This is a genomic window from Chitinophaga ginsengisoli (assembly GCF_003014595.1).
Lineage (GTDB): Bacteria > Bacteroidota > Bacteroidia > Chitinophagales > Chitinophagaceae > Chitinophaga > Chitinophaga ginsengisoli.
Genome location: NZ_PYGK01000026.1, coordinates 23,530 through 39,894 on the forward strand (window position 1 = coordinate 23,530; position 16,365 = coordinate 39,894).

A 16,365-nucleotide genomic window follows, 5' to 3' on the forward strand; every position below is an offset into this window, starting at 1 on the left:
ATAGGCGACGCCGGTTAGAGTGCTACAATATTGTTGTAGGTGGGTGACTGTCTTTTCATCAGTTCATAGAACAGCATCGCATGTTTACGCGCCACAGTACCCCAAAGAGTATTCCTGGTCCTCATAAATGCCTTTTTACCCATCTCCAGTCTTTCTGCTTCATTACGCAGCAGATAGATAGCATGGTCGGCCAGGGCGTTTTCATCGCCTGACTGAATGATAACACCTGTATCCTCATCCAGCATTTCATTAGCCAGTACAAAAGCATTGGAGATGATGGCACAACCAGCACTCATGGCGTACATGAATGTCCCGCTCATAGCCTGGTTAGGATCTTTGGAAGTGAAAAGGTAAATATCAGTAAGAGACAGATAGTTCAGCAGTTGATCTGTCGGAATAAATTCATTAACAAGTTTTACATTTCTGGTAAGATTATTTTCCTCTATCAATCGCAAAAGACTTTCGCGGTAAGTTTCTCCTTCAGTTTCCACTAAATTGGGGTGTGTATTCCCCAGAATGACGTAAACAGCTTCCGGAAATTCCGCAGCAATCTTCACCATCGCTTTAATACCCAGCTCAATTCCCTTGTTAGGACTAAGCAGTCCGAAAGTAGTCAGTATCTTTTTATCCTGCAGGTTGAACCTGTTTTTCAATTCCATTCTGTTGGTTGGAGGAATGGGGTGAGTACCATGGGGGATGATCAACAGTTTTTCCGGTTCAATATTATAGTCTTCCACCAGCAGTTTGTGTGAATGATGGGTCATTATGATCACCTTTTCGGCCAGCAGACAAATGCTTCTTACCAGCTTCAGCCTTTCATTATCAGGGTGAGGTAAGACAGTATGGAAACGAATAATAAAAGGTTTGCTCAGGAGGGAAAGAAAGGCCAGTATATATTCTCCCATGTTTCCGCCGAAAAGCCCGAATTCATGGTCCACACAAACCATTTTCACAGCAGGATTCTGATTGATGGCCTCTGCACCTGCTATACAGGAATTCAGCCGGCAACCGTCCATGACCATCGTGACAGGTGCTTCATACAGCTCTGTATTGACCCTTTTGTCCAGCGCACATATATTGATGTCAAACTCATGCTTCAACAGACGGGTCAGTTCTCTGGTAAGATCGGCAGTAAAGGTGGCAATGCCGCATTTACGAGGCGGATAAGTGCTCACAAAGAGAATCTCAGGCTTCATGTCATATGTATCCATATCAAAGTTTTTAACGAAGTAGTAGCAATTAGGTTCACCAAAAATCAGCCGGTGTGGAATAAACAGGGGCTGGGGTTCAAAGCTGTTATGTGTCTTAGTATGATCCTGCAGATAGAATTACAAAAAGCGAACCAGTTGAATTGGCACGCAGCAGGTAAAGATATGGAATGCAAATGCGGGAAGTCAGGATAATTTCCTATTTTCCTTCGCAAAAAATAACCCTATGTCAAAACAAACCAGAAGACAGTTCCTTTCCGCAGCAGGTAAAACGGCTGCAGTGGCAGGTGTAGCTACATTGACCGGCAGTGCGGCCATGGCAGAACCACCGGCTGAAAAAGTTTTTGTGCATCATGTATATTTCTGGCTCCATAATCCGGACAGCCAGGAAGACAAGGCCAAACTCATTGCCGGATTACAAAAGCTGGCAAAAGAGGCTAAAACCATCAAACAACACCATATCGGTACGCCGTCTACCACTAATCGCGACGTAATAGACCGCTCTTACCAGGTTTCCTGGTTGCTGTTCTTTAAAAACAAAGCTGACCAGGATGTTTATCAGACAGATCCTGCTCACCTGAAGTTTATAGAAGAATGCTCTTCTGTATGGAAAAAGGTGATCGTATACGATTCCGAAGATATTTAATGATACTTTGTATATTTGAAGCAACAGTCAGTCCGCCTTTGGCGGACTGATATCAATATCAGCCAGGATTTACCATTACAACGAAGAACCAATGCCAGCTTGATCGTCATCATTAAAGTGATTTATTATGCTGAAACAACTCATTGGACTACTCTTTCCCCCAACGCGGCAAGACCCCAACGCCGGTCTCAAAACGACCGGAAACCGAATTACAGTGAACGCAGACGCGTTTACCATCTTTACGTCTAATTATTATGAAGAAGCGGTGAATACAGAGAACCTGGAAGTCAGGATGCTGGATGGGTTGATCGATCGTCAGGCCGACCATGTGCGGGAAAGGGAGATATGTTATCTCTCCTGCGCTTATCAGGCGGACAATAACACCTATATTGAATTACTCAGTCCCTACATTTACAAAGACCGGGTGACGGTCAATTTCCTGATGGAAAAACACAAGCAGATCTCTATTTACCTTAATCCGGCCGATTGCGGGGAGTATTACTTCGATCTGGACTTCCTGAATGCTTAATAGCTGCGAAGGCTGGATATGCTCATAAAAACAAAAAACGAATGGCTGTATGACCATTCGTTTTTGTTTTTTTGTTGTTCCTATGTTGTGTTATTGTATGCCGTCCATCATACCCTGGTTACCGGAGCCCTGACTCTTACGTTTGAACAGGGAGGCGTCTATTTTACCGAAGCGGTAGGCAATGTTCAGCCTGATCATCTGCGGGTTCCTTAAACGGGTGTAATTCTGGGTAAAATAAGCACTGTATGAGTACTGATCCGTCTTCCGGGTACGGAAGATATCACTTACCCCGATAGTTGCACTCAGCGCCTTTGTTTTCAGGAAGCTCTTCTTCAGCGCCAGATCTATACCATAGAAAGAACGGATATAACCTTGTGAGGAGCTTTGTGCTTCCATACCGGGAGGTCCACCACCAAAGCCGTTGTTGGTATTGATCGGCAGATTGGTCTTGGACTGGTAGGTAGCTGTCAGTTGCAGATCAAAGGCTGCCGGCAATTTAAAGTTACTGTTCAGCTTACCGAACACACTCCATAATGCCTTCTGATTAGCTACATCTGTCTGGCCTGCGTCTACCTTAGAATTGTACATATTGATGTTGGTAGACATATCCCACCACTTCGTGAAATAGTTTTGCACTGTAAACTCCGCACCAGTAGTATAACTGCCTTTCGCGTTGATGAAAGTATTGATCAAAGCTGTGTTACCTGTGGTTGGGTCAGTCTGACGATCTATATAACTGGTGATGGTATTGTCAGTGTATTTGTAGTATACGGACCCCAGGAAGGTGTGGTTACCTTTAAATGTTTTCAGGTAAGATAACTCCAGGGACTGGGTAAACTCTGGTACCAGACCGGGATTACCTTTTGTGATGTTCAGCTTGTCGGTTGAATCCGCAAAAGGAATCAGCTGGAAGAAGTTCGGGCGGTTAATACGACGGGTAGCGCTTAACTGTACTTCCTGGTCATGCTTCAGCTTTTGGCTCAGGAAGATGGTAGGGAACAGACTGGTAGGATAGCTGTTGCTGAATTGCTGTCCGGTCTGGATCAGTTCCCCGGTGTATTTAGAGCTTTCCCCGCGTAGTCCCAGTTTATAACTGAAATTATGAATACTGTTGCTGAAGGTTAGATACGCCGCGTATACACTCTCATTGTTCTTGTAATTGCTGGTGTTACCAGAGGTGAGATCGTATTGATCGGTAGCCTCATTGAACAGGTAGTTATAGTTGGCATTTTCGATATGACGGAAATTTGCCCTCAGACCAGCCTCCAGTTTGCCTTTAGCACCGATCGGCTTTACATAGTCTGTTTGCGCGGTAATATTCCGCATCTTACCGTTGCCGGAGATCTTTTCCAATTGGTTACTGGTAACAGCACCACCTTTGATATTGTAAAAATCGGTGTTATAGTCGGAATTATTTTTAGCGTTACCACCAAAATAGTTTGCATCTACTGTCAGTTCTTCTCCTTCGTGAGGGAAAAGATGTTTCATACCCAGCACTAAACCGGTACCGTTGAATACGCGATGACCGGAGGTCACCCTGCGACTGAAAGCCGTCGTAGGCGCCCCACTGAACAGCGTATCTGTGTTGATGTCGAGGATACTGGAAGGTTTGAAACTACCATGTACCCTGATACCGGAAATAGATAAAGTGGTACGGTTGGTGGCGAAATAATCAGCGCCCAGTCGGCCGAACATGAATCCACCATTGCTTTTGGAAGTGTTTTCCTGCAGCGTATGGATATCCGGATCATGGGAAATGTCGTAACGGTCTGTTTTACCGGTAGTACGGTCACGCATCTGGTTGATCATACCGCTGGCAGTCAGGTTTAATTTACCCTGACGCAGGTTGAAATCAGCACCTCCATTGATGCCGCCGCGTTTGTCAACACCAGCACGGAGGTTACCGTTATAACCTGTTTTACGGTTCTTTTTCAGTACGATGTTCACGATACCTGCCCCACCGCCGGAAGCGTCGTATTTGGCGCTGGGAGCAGTCATTACCTCCACGCTTTCGATTGCATCAGCAGGGATCTGATCGAGGGTGAGGGTAGTAGGCCGTCCGTCAATGTACAACTGAGGAGCCGCATTACGCATGGTCATGTTACCGTCGATGTCGACATTCACAGAAGGCACGTTCTTCATCACATCCAGTGCAGTACCGCCGGCGCTGGAAATGTTCTTTTCTACATTGAACACCTTTTTATCCATATCCACTTTCATGAGTGGTTTGGAGGCGGTCACTGTTACACCCTGCAGCTGACTGATATCGCTGGTGAGTTTGATATTGCCCAGATCTTTGTCAAAAGACGGCATAGTACCGGGAGCCGGTTTCTTTGTTATGAAAGATACTACCTGGGAATAAGGCTTGAAACCAGTAGCGGACACCTTCAGGACCAGCGGCCCGATGATAGGCAGTTCTTCCAGGTTGAATTCACCATTATTCTGTGTAATAACGCCTTTTATCAGTACGTCTTTTTTCGTCCTCGTTGCGGAATCGAAACGGTTCTGAAATACGATCACCGAGGTATAGGGCATGGGTTTCCCTTCGTTATCCAGTATTTTTCCGTAAAGGCGGCCTATGCTGGGTGGTTTACCTCCGGCAAAACCTCCGGGCCTTTGCTGCGCGGATAATTGAAGGGAGATAGTTAGCATGGCAATAAGCCAGAGAAATTTTTGCATAAGTAACATTCTTATAAGGACAAAACTAATAGCGTATTTCCATTATACATAGCAAATGAGACAACGTCTAAAAATAATGCGACGAAATAGCCGGAATTGAGCGTTGGCAGGCTACACATGATAAGCTGGTATAGACTTATTTGATGCCTGTGAGAGCAGCTACTGCTTCCCGGTAATTGTCGCCCACGGGCAATTCCATGGCGCCGATAAATACACTGTTTTTCCTGATGGCGGTGATGTGCGCCACAGCGATAATGTAAGATTTGTGAATACGGATGAATTTAGCGGGGGCCAACTGTTCTTCCACCTGTTTTAATGGCATACGGGTCACAACGGGTTTGGCGGTACCGGTAAGGTGGATCCTGATATAATCTTTTAATGCCTCTATCCAGATGATGTCGGCTACATTGATTTTCAACAGGCTGTAATCGGAATTGACAAAAAAGAATTCCGGCGTGCTGGCAGCAGAAGCAGTAACAGGCTGATGTTTCAACTGGAAAAGTTCCCGGGCCTTGTTACAGGCTTTGATAAAACGAGGCAATGCCACAGGTTTTACCAGGTAATCTGTCACATCCAGTTCAAATCCTTCCAGCGCAAATTTTTCATAAGCAGTAATGAGAATGATCATGGGTTTATGCGCCAGGCTCTGTATAAACTGCAGCCCTGTCAATCCCGGCATTTGTATATCAAGAAAGATCAGGTCCACTTCTTTTTCCTGCAATACCTTAATGGCCTCAAATGCATCTGCACATTTGGCCACTAGTTCGAGGTAGGGCACCTGGCGGATATTATCTTCCAGCAAATCCAAAGCTAATGGTTCATCATCGACGGCTATACAACGTAAAGTCATAGATCAATTTAATGTAAATGTAATTGCAAAGAAACGACAAACCAGCCTTCTTTTTTATTGATCAGCAGCTGATAGTCATCCTTGTACAAGAGATTGAGCCTTCGCTTCACATTTGTGAGCCCGATACCGGAGGTTTTGTCTTTGATTTCGGTGTACTCAGCATTGTACTTATTCATCACGGTAAACTGCAGTAAACCCTGCCGGGCACGCAGTTCTATGTCGATACGTGCATCGGGTATCAGCCCCGTCCCATGTTTAAAAGCATTTTCCACAAACGGGATCAGCAGCATGGGTTCAATTTCATATCCATGTTCCGGCAACTCCATCGTAACATTCACCTGTACTTTGGCGCCAAAGCGTTGCTGCTGCAGGTCAATATAACTCTGGAGATAGTCTGTTTCTTTGTCTAGTGGTACCTTATCTTCATCCGCTTCATACAACATATAGCGCATGAGAGAAGATAGTTTGATTAAGGAGGGTTCCAGCTGATCTGATTGTTTCCTGGCTAGCGCCACCATGTTGTTCAGTACGTTGAACATAAAGTGCGGACTGACCTGTGAGCGTAAGAGGGACAGCTCGGTTTTAAGGTTTTCGTTCTCCTTGTCACTGGCCAGCTTGTCTGCATTCATCTTGTCACGGATCATTTTCCAGGCGGTACTACAGGCCAGGATGAACAGCAAAGTGAAGAAGGTAAAAAGGATGGTAGGCCTTAGTTCAAACTGTTTATGGGTGATAAATCCCAGTATAAATAGCCGGCGGGAATACACCAGTGCAGCAAAGAGGAACAATAGTACACCGCTGAACTGGAGGTATTTTTTCCGGTAGATAAGTTTAGGGATAAGAATATTGGCATTCAGATAGAAAAAAAGCGTTAGTATACCAGCGTTAATGATATAATGGATCTGCCATAAATGCTCATCCGGATCTGGCGCGTGCCGCTGATCTGGAGAAGGACGTAAGAGGTAGGGGAGAGAAAATAGCGTCACCCAGGCAATCACATGCAGGGATACCTGCGCCCATTTGTTCGAATACCAGGCCTGCTTCGTATCAGTAGTAATTGTAGTCATTACCGTGTGTAACAGTTAAATAACCCAAAACAACCCAAAAAATCTATATTATATAAAAAAAATGAGATGAATACCGCTTTTTTGGCGGCAAACTTGTAGTTTTCTTTTATATTGCTGTTTATTAGCAGATTATCTGTCTATAATCATATCCTACGCCCCGGAAAGAGCTTTGATTTAATCAGTATTTATTTAGCTCGGTGTGTCAAAATAACTATGAATTGATGAAGGTCGATTATGCGAACAGTTGGTTACCGGCAATAGCAACTGCTACAAGTCTTTGCCTGCCGGTATCGGCTTATCAACCCCGACATCATATGGCTGGATGTGAATGAATCGCCGGCCGCCACGTTAGGATATTCATCTGCAGAACTAAGAGATACAGAACCTGTTCACTCGTTGCGAGCTGGAGCCAATGATCAGGCGGGTGTGGAAATTATTGAGTCCGCAGATTGAGGAAAAAGATGCACATTTGTCGCTCAATTTGACCGTAACCGTTATAAACTACGTAAAAGTATATTTGGAAAATAGTTTATTTAACCTGATTAGTAACGCAATAACCTATACCCGGCCCGGTGTAATACTGGAGATCCGGGTAGAAACATGGAGAGAGGAAGAGAACATCGTGTTAATGGTGCCAGACAATGGCATAGGGATTGACCTTGAAAAACACCGGGAACAATTATTCCGGTATAAAAGGATGTTTCACCGCGGTTACGGAAGCAATGGCGTCGGCCTTTTTAAGATAAGAAACCAGATCAGGACATTTGGTGGCAATATTGAGGTCAAAAGTGAATCAGGCAGGGGTAGCAGTTTCTTTGTTTATTTTAATAACCGCGTATACACCTTACAGCAAGATGAATAAAGTAAAGCATGTTTGCATTGTTGATGATGATGAGCTATTCCAGTTTGTAATGCGGCAGCACTTTGAGCGGCTGGAACTTGTAGAGCACATTCATAAATTCACGGATGGAGAGCAGGCACTGAATTATATTAAATCCCATCTCCACACGCCGGATGATTTACCGGATCTTATTCTCCTGGATGTTAACATGCCGTATATGGACGGCTGGCAGTTTATGCGCGAATTCGTAAAGCTGTCCCTGCCAGACGATAAACATATCCGCATCTATATTCTTACCAGCTCCACACATGAAAGCGATCTCCAGCGGGCAAGAGAATTTCCCGGCTTGTCCGGATACCTCGTTAAACCAATCAGCAAGAACATTATCCGCGAACTCCTGACAGGAGCCGAACAGCATTGATATTTACATACCTGATTAATAACACTCTTCGCAGCCTGGCATTACCATGACTGCATCAATATCATCCCGCCCCGTGATGATCGTCATCTTCCCGTTTTCCCGTTTACCGGACATTTGCGATATAAGTACGGTTAAACATGAAAATCGAACAGCTTTACACAGGTTGCCTGGCCCATGGCGCCTACTACATTGAAAGTAATGGAGCCGCGGCTATTATTGATCCGCTGCGTGATGTTGCATCTTATATCAGAAAAGCACAACAGGATAATGCCGTTATAAAATATGTGCTGGAAACCCATTTCCATGCTGACTTCGTATCGGGACACCTGGAGCTGGCAGCCGCTACCGGCGCTACCATCGTATACGGTCCGGAAGCACAACCCGGTTTCCCCGCTCATATTGCTACTGATGGTGAAATTCTGACTTTGGGCGCTATAAAGCTTAAAGTATTACATACGCCGGGACATACAATGGAAAGTAGCTGCTTTCTGCTGATCAATGAAGCGGGAGAAGAAACCGCCCTCTTCTCCGGCGATACACTTTTTATCGGTGATGTAGGTCGCCCGGATCTCGCGCAACAGGCCTCCGGAAAAACAAAAGAAGAACTGGCCGGTATCCTGTTTGACTCCCTGCGTGGCAAAGTCATGCCATTACCCGGTCATATTACTATATACCCTGCTCATGGCGCCGGCAGCGCCTGTGGTAAAAATATGAGCGACCAGACCACAGATACACTCGCTCATCAGTTGGCCATCAACTATGCCCTCCGGAAGAATATGACAAGAGAGGATTTTATCAAAGAAGTTACCGAAGGACTAACACCACCTCCTGCTTATTTTCCGATGAATGTAAGCCTGAACAAACAAGGTTATGGGCATGTGGAGGAAGTCATGAACAGAGGTCTGCGTCCTCTGTCGCCGGCGGCCTTTGAAGCTGCGGCTAACGAAACGGAGGCGGTGATACTGGATACCCGTGGCCCGGAAATATTTGTGGTAGGATTTATTCCCGGCTCTTTCAACATTGGGCTGGATGGTAATTTCGCTCCCTGGGCAGGTACCCTCATTCCCGTTGTGAAACACCCCATTCTTTTTATTGCAGATCCGGGCCGTGAAGAAGAGGTGGTCACCCGCCTGGCCCGCATAGGATACGACAATACGATCGGTTACCTGGAAGGCGGTTTTAATGCCTGGAAAACAGATGACAGACCTACAGACACTATCACGGTGATTACGCCCGATGAACTGGCAGACCGCATGTTGTGGACGGCTGTAAACATCCTGGATATACGCAGAAGAAGTGAATATGGAAACGAGCATATCGAAAATGCCATCAACATTCCCCTGGAATCTATCAATGACAATACACAGCTGCCCGATAAGAAGCAGCTGTACTATGTACACTGTGCAGGAGGATACCGCTCCGCGATCTTTATCTCCATTATGCGCATGCGGGGATATCACAACCTGGTGGATATCAGAGGTGGGTTGAAAGCGATGAAAGAATGCGGGCGTTTCCAGCTGACGGATTACCTGAGTACTTCTCAATTTCTGTGATGAGCTGGCATGTGTCTTGCGTTGATAGAACGTAATAAACCTACAACACATGAAAGCATTTGGTCTTATTCTTATCATTGCCGGTATTGCCATGATCGTGATCCGTGGCTTCTCTGTAAAGACAGAAAAGAAAGTAGTGGACCTCGGACCGGTGGAGGTCAATAAAAAGGAAAACCACTGGGTAGGCTGGCCTACTTATGCGGGCGGTATCGTGGCTGTAGTGGGGTTGGTGCTGGTATTAAGCGGCAGGAAAAAATAAGGCATATCAGGCCCGAATGGTTATTTTTGAGGCAAAAAGTGTCGTATGCCTGAATTAAAGAATGATAAACTACGGGTAGTTGTTGCCGAAAAAGGAGCCGAGTTACAAAATATTGTCCGCACGGACTTAGATCAGGAATATCTGTGGCATGCGGGACCGGAATGGGCAAAGAAAAGTCCCGTTTTGTTCCCGATAGTGGGTACCCTTAAAAACAACAGTTACACATATAAAGGTAAAAGCTATACACTTGGCAGGCACGGTTTTGCCCGCGACAAGGTATTTACGCTGACAGCACAAACAGACCATCAGCTTACTTTTACTTTAAAGGATACAAAAGATACCCTCCAGGTATATCCCTTCCATTTTACTTTCCAGGTAATATATACCCTGCACGATACAACACTGAAAGTGACTTATCTCGTGGAGAACACTGGAAAAGATACCATGTACTTTTCTGTAGGCGCTCATCCGGCCTTTAAGGTACCGCTGACCGAAGGAACAGGGTATGAAGACTATTACCTGACCTTTAACCAGGAAGAGAATGATGGCGTATGGCCATTATCTGCGGATGGATTAATTGAGTTGACACCGGAACCATTCCTGGTAAAGACACATAAATTATCATTGAAACATTCACTGTTCTATAAAGATGCATTGGTGTTTAAAACACTTGCCTCCAACATCATAGAGCTGAAGAGTGATAAATCACCCCGCGGATTGAAACTGCAATATGACGGTTTCCCTTACATGGGCATATGGGCGGCAAAAGATGCCGACTTTGTATGTATAGAACCCTGGAATGGTATTGCAGATAGTGTGAATGCTACAGGGGAGATTACCGGTAAAGAAGGGATCCATATCCTGGAGGCGGGTAAACATTTTGAGAGAAGCTGGACTGTGACGCTGTATTAGAATATAATTACATCGATTTTGGATTCGGTTACACCCGGGGCGCGGGTATGACCGGTCAGCGAATACGTTACCCGGGGTTACGAACCCTGCGCTACAAACACGTTTTCCCGGGGTTACGAACCCTGCGCTACAAACACGTTTTCCCGGGGTTACGAACCCCGCGCTACAAACACGTTTTCCCGGGGTTGAAACCCCGCGCTACAAACAATGGGACTCCTGACGGAGTCCTATTGTGTTTTATTTATTGTGTTTTACTCTTCAGTCTTTTCTTTCTTCTTCTGATAATAACGTTTAGACTTATCCGTCGTACCGCAGGTAAGCGGGCTGCACCAACGTTTTTTATTGTTCTTGGTTTGGTCCAGGAATATCCATCCGCAGGTTTCGCATTCTTTGATCCGCGCATGGTCCTCGTTGGTGAGTACATCGTAAGCCGACTTCATCACCGTCCATAGTGGCGCTATCAGGTCTGTATCATCCCTCTCCAGGGTGGCTTTAACACCTGCTTCCGTTGTTTCAAATTGAAGGTGTGCTAAGGCATGGGCCAGTGCTTTATTGAACTTTTCTAATACGGCTGGAGCGAGGGTAATACCGTCATTTTCTGCAATACCGGAAAAGAAATGATAGAGGGTTTCCCGAATGCGTTTTAACTTCTGTAATGCTGCGGTTGCTGCTGACTCATTCGCGGTAGCATATTGCAGTAAAGCCGTCCGCTGCGCTTCATCAAGAATATCTACTTTCCTGCACCAGTCAATCAGCTCCTCATAACTACCCAGGTATTCATGCAGATTGATACTCCTCCATGCATTTACCGTATTGATAAAATGAAAACAGAGTGCTCCACCATCCAGTGGTAGGGTTGCTATAGATCTCTCTTTGCTCATCTATATCAAAAGTACATTAAGGGTTATTACCATCAAAAAATATTTTGCTGGTAATAAAAGTTTCATACTTTTATACCAGTAAATGTACTTTAACAAGTAAAAAAGAGTAGGTGATGGCTAAGCAGAAAGCGCCCCAGTGGCTGATTGTACTGGCATTTATGGCTGTTTATATCGTATGGGGCACTACCTATCTGGCTGTCATCTATGGACTGCGGGGATTTCCCCCTTTTATGCTTTCCGCATTGCGTTACCTGATGGCAGGTCTGTTATTGCTGGGATGGTGTTTTATCAGGAAAGAAAAGTGGCCGGGCTGGCAGGCGGTCCGTAGCTGTTCTATCAGCGGAATATTTATGCTGGTAGGAGGTAGTGGTATGGTAGCCTGGGCAGAGCAATATGTTACTTCCGGGCAGGCGGCCATAGTGATCGCTGCTGAACCTTTTGTCTTCCTGCTGGCAGACCGGAAACGGTGGAAAGAGTATTTCTCCAGCTGGTTCATTATTGCTGGATTACTGATCGGTTTTATGGGTATCCTGTTATTTTTTGGCGGCAGTGATGCTGCATCGGCGCCCGCAGGAGATTTTGCCACACAATGGATTGGATATGGGGCAATATTGATGGGCACCGTTTTCTGGGTGGGTGGTGCATTACATGCCGAAGGACGTATGGAGAAAGGTATTTCCAACACTGTCAGTTCCTGTATCCAGTTGTTTGCAGGAGGAATATGCAGCAGTCTTTTAAGCGGTATTTCCGGTGAATGGGGGAAGATCCGTTTTAATGAAGTTCCTGCCGAGGCCTGGGCAGGCTTATTTTACCTGGTTATTTTCGGCTCTCTGATAGCCTATATGGCATTTACCTGGCTCATAACAGTGCGTCCGCCGGCATTGGTCAGCACCCACACCTACGTTAATCCCGTAGTGGCGGTGCTGGTGGGCTGGGTTTTCGTAAATGAGCAGTTAAGCTGGATGCAGCTGCTTGCTATGGTAGTGATCCTGCTGGGCGTATTGTTAACAAATTTCCCTTCCTATAAACTATCTTTTAATCAGCAACGCGCCTGATTATTTTTTGAATACCTTTGTCCGAAGTTTAATTCAAGGAAGTAAATCGCAGTACAAAACTTTAGGTAAAATGAATTTTAATCTGGACAAAATTCCTAATCGTACACAGCAGCCACGTTCATTCGGTATTACCATGGTAACCGATAAAGGTCTGAGCCTGCAGGATACAAAGGACTTCCTCTCTGTAGCCGCTCCGCATGTCGATATGGTGAAACTGGCTTTTGGTACCGCCTATGTAACACCTAACCTGGACGAGAAGATCAAGGTATACCAGTCATTCAATATCCCCGTTTATTTCGGCGGACTGTTACTGGAAGCTTTCATCATCCGTAACCAGTTTGATGACTATATAGAAGTCAGTAAGAAGTACGGGATCAACTACTTTGAGGTATCCGACGGTTCTCTTTCTATCCCGCATGCTGAAAAGTGCGGTTACATCGAGAAACTGGCTAAAATGGGTACTGTATTAAGCGAAATTGGTTCCAAGGATAAAGACCGTGAGCATATCACTCCTCCCTATAAATGGATTGAACTGATGAAGACAGAATTCTCTGCTGGTTCCCAATACATTATCGCAGAAGCAAGGGAAAACGGTACTGTAGGTTTGTACCGCGATTCCGGGGAAGTACGTGAGGGCCTGGTACAGGAGATCCTGACCCAGGTTCCGGGTGAAAAGATCATCTGGGAAGCACCCCGGAAAGACCAGCAATTGTATTTCCTGGATCTCATCGGTTGCAACGCTAACCTGGGTAATATCGCCGCCCATGAAGTGATCTCTCTGGAAGCCATGCGTGTCGGCTTACGCGGCGACAGCTTCCATTTCTTCCTTGACGGAGGCAAATAGGTTTTTACAATATAAATAAAAGCGGGGCTGGCCTTTTTTATAGGTCAGCCCCGCTTTTATTTAGTATCTGATCAGGTACAATCTTCGTTCAAACTTCGTCTAAACAATGTTTCACCTATGTTCATCTTACGTTCATCCTGCGTTCCAGAACGTAGGATGAACCTAAGATGAACATAGGTGAAACATCGTTAAAGCGAAGCTTGTACGGTATCTGTACCTGATTATATGCTTATTACATGCCCTTTAAGGTATGATAAGTATTGGCAATAACGGGCATCATTCGCGACAATAGCACACTCGGAGGAGCCATAACGAATCCATTCTCTTCAGATATTATTGTAAAAAAAGAAACCGTCCGCCATAGGCGAACGGCTTTCTTTTCTTGAACTCTTATTATTTCAGAATACTTTCTATTTCCTGTAATTCCGTTGCATCAAACTGTACCTTATCCAATGCTCCCAGGTTATTATCCAGCTGTCCTACTGAGCTGGCACCTATCAGAACAGAGGTAATACGCTTGTCTTTCAGTAACCACGCAAGCGCCATCTGTGCGAGCGACTGACCTCTTTTCTGTGCAATCGCATTTAGACGCTGGATCTTATCCAGTTTGTCGGCGGTGATCTGTTCCGCTTTCAGGAAGCCACTTGGTTTGCTGGCCCTGGAGCCTTCCGGAATACCCTTTAAGTAACGGTCTGTCAGCAAGCCTTGTGCCAGCGGAGAGAACGGGATACATCCTACGCCATTGGCGCCCAGTACATCCAGTAGTCCGCCTTCCACCCATCTTTCGAACATGGAGTATTTAGGCTGATGGATCAGACAGGGCGTACCTAACGATTTTAACACCGCCAGTGCAGCTTTGGTTTCCTCTGCGGAATAATTGGATAATCCTACATATAATGCCTTACCCTGACGAACGGCAGTATCCAGTGCGCCCATTGTTTCTTCAATAGGTGTTTCAGGATCAGGGCGGTGGGAGTAGAAGATGTCAACATAATCCAGCTTCATACGGCGCAGGCTCTGGTCGAGACTGGACAGCACGTATTTACGGGAACCCCATTCTCCGTATGGACCAGGCCACATCAGGTAGCCGGCTTTGGTAGAGATCACCAGCTCGTCGCGCAGGTAACCTGTAAAATCTTTCTGAAGGATAGCGCCAAAATTCTCTTCGGCAGAACCGGGCAGCGGACCGTAGTTATTGGCAAGGTCGAAATGTGTGATCCCCTTGTCAAAGGCACGGCGTACTATCTGGCGGCCATTCTCAAAATTATCTATGGAACCGAAGTTATGCCACAGGCCAAGTGAAACAGCAGGAAGACGGATCCCGCTTTTACCACAGCGGTTATAGAGCATAGCATCATACCGGTCACCGGCGGGTACATAAGCACTCATATGGAATTTATTTTTTGGATACCCAAGATAGCAGTTATTAGTAAGAAATTACTAAACCAGCCGGTTTTCAGGTCAATACTATTTAATTAGAGAGCAACACAAAGACGATCAGCAGGAGAGTGCCCCCTGCTAAACGCTCTGGAAATAACTGTTCATATATTCACTGGGCGACTTATTAGTCACCGTCTTAAATACCCTGTTAAAGTTGGTGATACTGTTGAACCCACAGGTATATGCCACGGTGGCAATATTATCGTAAGTGCCGTCTGTCAGCTTTTTACAGGCCTCATTGATACGCACTTCATTCAGAAAAGAGACAAAGGTATGCAGGGTATGCTTCTTGAAGAACCGGCAGAACGCCTGGGGCGTCATATGCGCCTGTTTGGCAGCATCTTCCAGGGTGATCGGCTGGTCATAGTTATGCATGATGTAGTTGTAGATATGACCAATACGGATGCCTTCATGCTCACTGACCTGCTGTGTCTTCTGACCGGAAGCCAGCGGTGTGATGTCCTGGTAGCCGGACAACTGCTTTAAGAGTTCTACAAACTGCAGCAATTGTTCCGTGCCTGAACTGTTTGTCACTTTTAGCATGCGACTGGATATTTCCGTAGCATGTTCCTGTGGTACCTTAAATCCTGACTGGTGCTGCTGAATGAAGTTCTTCAACATCTTGATCTCCGGCAGATTAAAGAATCCAGCCAGTTCACCATCCGGATTAAAGAAAATAACCAGGGCGATGATCTTCTTACGGCTCTTGGGCTGAAAGTAGGATGCTTCACTCTTGAAGATATGAGGCTGATTGGCACCTAGCCAGTAGATCTCGTTCGGACGGAAAGCATGCATGTTGTTGTCGGCAACGAGAGTGCCTTCTCCCTGCTGTATCCAGGTTAACTGAATTTCCTGGTGCCTGTGCAGATGAGGATAGAAATAGGGCAGCACGTCTCTTTGCACAATGATTGATTTGTCCAGCGGAACAGGTATGGTGAACTGTAGCACTTTCATCTGTTAGCATTTTTAAAGTAAAGCAAGTTGTTGGCGCTTGCGGGAATATGATTACAGGCGTTTATTCTTCTACGCAGCAATTACAATTTATATTGGTTGATTGTCCTGACACTAATGAGTGTGAATCGTACAATTATTTTACTGATGACTCAATATTACAAATTTTAACCCGGATTTAGTAAAAAAATAAAATTAGCGGTGAAAAAAAGGTTAACTCCATCTGTAT

At 45.5% G+C, this 16,365-nt stretch carries 16 protein-coding genes; 9 read left to right on the forward strand and 7 right to left on the reverse strand.

The genetic code is table 11. The features are described from left to right. Window positions 1-14: 14 nt before the first annotated feature. On the reverse strand, window positions 15-1,211 hold the full coding sequence (locus CLV42_RS32790) for a glycosyltransferase (RefSeq protein ID WP_106606178.1): 1,197 nt from the start codon (window positions 1,209-1,211) through the stop codon (window positions 15-17). Between the two features lie 223 nt (window positions 1,212-1,434). Here CLV42_RS32790 and CLV42_RS32795 point away from each other — a divergent pair, with 223 nt between their 5' ends. Further along, window positions 1,435-1,854: a Dabb family protein gene (locus CLV42_RS32795; RefSeq protein WP_106606179.1), complete on the forward strand. Its 420-nt coding sequence runs from the start codon at window positions 1,435-1,437 to the stop codon at window positions 1,852-1,854. A 127-nt stretch (window positions 1,855-1,981) separates the two neighbouring features. Beyond that, entirely contained in the window at window positions 1,982-2,383 is a 402-nt protein-coding gene (locus CLV42_RS32800) for a hypothetical protein (RefSeq protein ID WP_146154548.1), read from the forward strand. Between the two features lie 90 nt (window positions 2,384-2,473). Here CLV42_RS32800 and CLV42_RS32805 read toward each other — a convergent pair whose 3' ends face one another. The 3 genes from CLV42_RS32805 to CLV42_RS32815 all read right to left on the reverse strand — a co-directional run bounded on the left by CLV42_RS32805 (window position 2,474) and on the right by CLV42_RS32815 (window position 6,979). Beyond that, complete coding sequence (locus CLV42_RS32805; RefSeq protein WP_106606181.1) at window positions 2,474-5,062, reverse strand: TonB-dependent receptor; 2,589 nt, start codon at window positions 5,060-5,062, stop codon at window positions 2,474-2,476. 136 nt (window positions 5,063-5,198) lie between these two features. Then, window positions 5,199-5,912, reverse strand: a complete 714-nt coding sequence (locus CLV42_RS32810; protein WP_106606182.1) for a LytR/AlgR family response regulator transcription factor — start codon at window positions 5,910-5,912, stop codon at window positions 5,199-5,201. A gap of 8 nt (window positions 5,913-5,920) precedes the next feature. Next, window positions 5,921-6,979, reverse strand: coding sequence for a sensor histidine kinase (locus CLV42_RS32815; RefSeq protein WP_106606183.1), 1,059 nt, complete (start codon window positions 6,977-6,979; stop codon window positions 5,921-5,923). Window positions 6,980-7,496: 517 nt separating this feature from the next. On the opposite strand from CLV42_RS32815, the gene CLV42_RS32820 reads away from it, so the two are divergent. The 5 genes from CLV42_RS32820 (at window position 7,497) to CLV42_RS32840 (ending at window position 10,965) form a co-directional block, all read left to right on the forward strand. Continuing rightward, window positions 7,497-7,841, forward strand: a complete 345-nt coding sequence (locus tag CLV42_RS32820) for an ATP-binding protein (RefSeq protein ID WP_170117740.1) — start codon at window positions 7,497-7,499, stop codon at window positions 7,839-7,841. After that, on the forward strand, window positions 7,834-8,241 hold the full coding sequence (locus CLV42_RS32825) for a response regulator (protein ID WP_106606185.1): 408 nt from the start codon (window positions 7,834-7,836) through the stop codon (window positions 8,239-8,241). Before CLV42_RS32820 ends, CLV42_RS32825 begins: the two co-directional genes overlap by 8 nt. 137 nt (window positions 8,242-8,378) lie before the next feature. Beyond that, window positions 8,379-9,794, forward strand: a complete 1,416-nt coding sequence (locus CLV42_RS32830) for an MBL fold metallo-hydrolase (protein ID WP_106606186.1) — start codon at window positions 8,379-8,381, stop codon at window positions 9,792-9,794. Window positions 9,795-9,843: 49 nt separating this feature from the next. Next, the gene (locus CLV42_RS32835) at window positions 9,844-10,053 is read left to right on the forward strand and encodes a hypothetical protein (protein WP_106606187.1); all 210 of its coding nucleotides are present in this window, start codon (window positions 9,844-9,846) and stop codon (window positions 10,051-10,053) included. Window positions 10,054-10,098: 45 nt separating this feature from the next. Next, entirely contained in the window at window positions 10,099-10,965 is an 867-nt protein-coding gene (locus tag CLV42_RS32840) for an aldose 1-epimerase family protein (protein WP_106606188.1), read from the forward strand. Window positions 10,966-11,216: 251 nt separating this feature from the next. Here CLV42_RS32840 and CLV42_RS32845 read toward each other — a convergent pair whose 3' ends face one another. Further along, window positions 11,217-11,846, reverse strand: a complete 630-nt coding sequence (locus CLV42_RS32845) for a CGNR zinc finger domain-containing protein (protein WP_106606189.1) — start codon at window positions 11,844-11,846, stop codon at window positions 11,217-11,219. A gap of 113 nt (window positions 11,847-11,959) precedes the next feature. Between CLV42_RS32845 and CLV42_RS32850 the strand changes: the two genes are divergently transcribed. Together CLV42_RS32850 and CLV42_RS32855 are read left to right on the forward strand one after the other, a co-directional pair. Next, a complete protein-coding gene (locus CLV42_RS32850) occupies window positions 11,960-12,901 on the forward strand; it encodes an EamA family transporter (RefSeq protein WP_106606190.1) in 942 nt (313 codons plus the stop codon). Between the two features lie 70 nt (window positions 12,902-12,971). Continuing rightward, complete coding sequence (locus CLV42_RS32855) at window positions 12,972-13,745, forward strand: phosphosulfolactate synthase (protein WP_106606191.1); 774 nt, start codon at window positions 12,972-12,974, stop codon at window positions 13,743-13,745. 393 nt (window positions 13,746-14,138) lie between these two features. On the opposite strand, the gene mgrA is transcribed toward CLV42_RS32855, so the two are convergent. Together mgrA and CLV42_RS32865 are read right to left on the reverse strand one after the other, a co-directional pair. Continuing rightward, on the reverse strand, window positions 14,139-15,134 hold the full coding sequence (mgrA, locus tag CLV42_RS32860) for an L-glyceraldehyde 3-phosphate reductase (protein WP_106606192.1): 996 nt from the start codon (window positions 15,132-15,134) through the stop codon (window positions 14,139-14,141). A gap of 129 nt (window positions 15,135-15,263) precedes the next feature. Then, window positions 15,264-16,139: an AraC family transcriptional regulator gene (locus CLV42_RS32865; protein ID WP_106606193.1), complete on the reverse strand. Its 876-nt coding sequence runs from the start codon at window positions 16,137-16,139 to the stop codon at window positions 15,264-15,266. Between the last annotated feature and the right edge of the window lie 226 nt (window positions 16,140-16,365).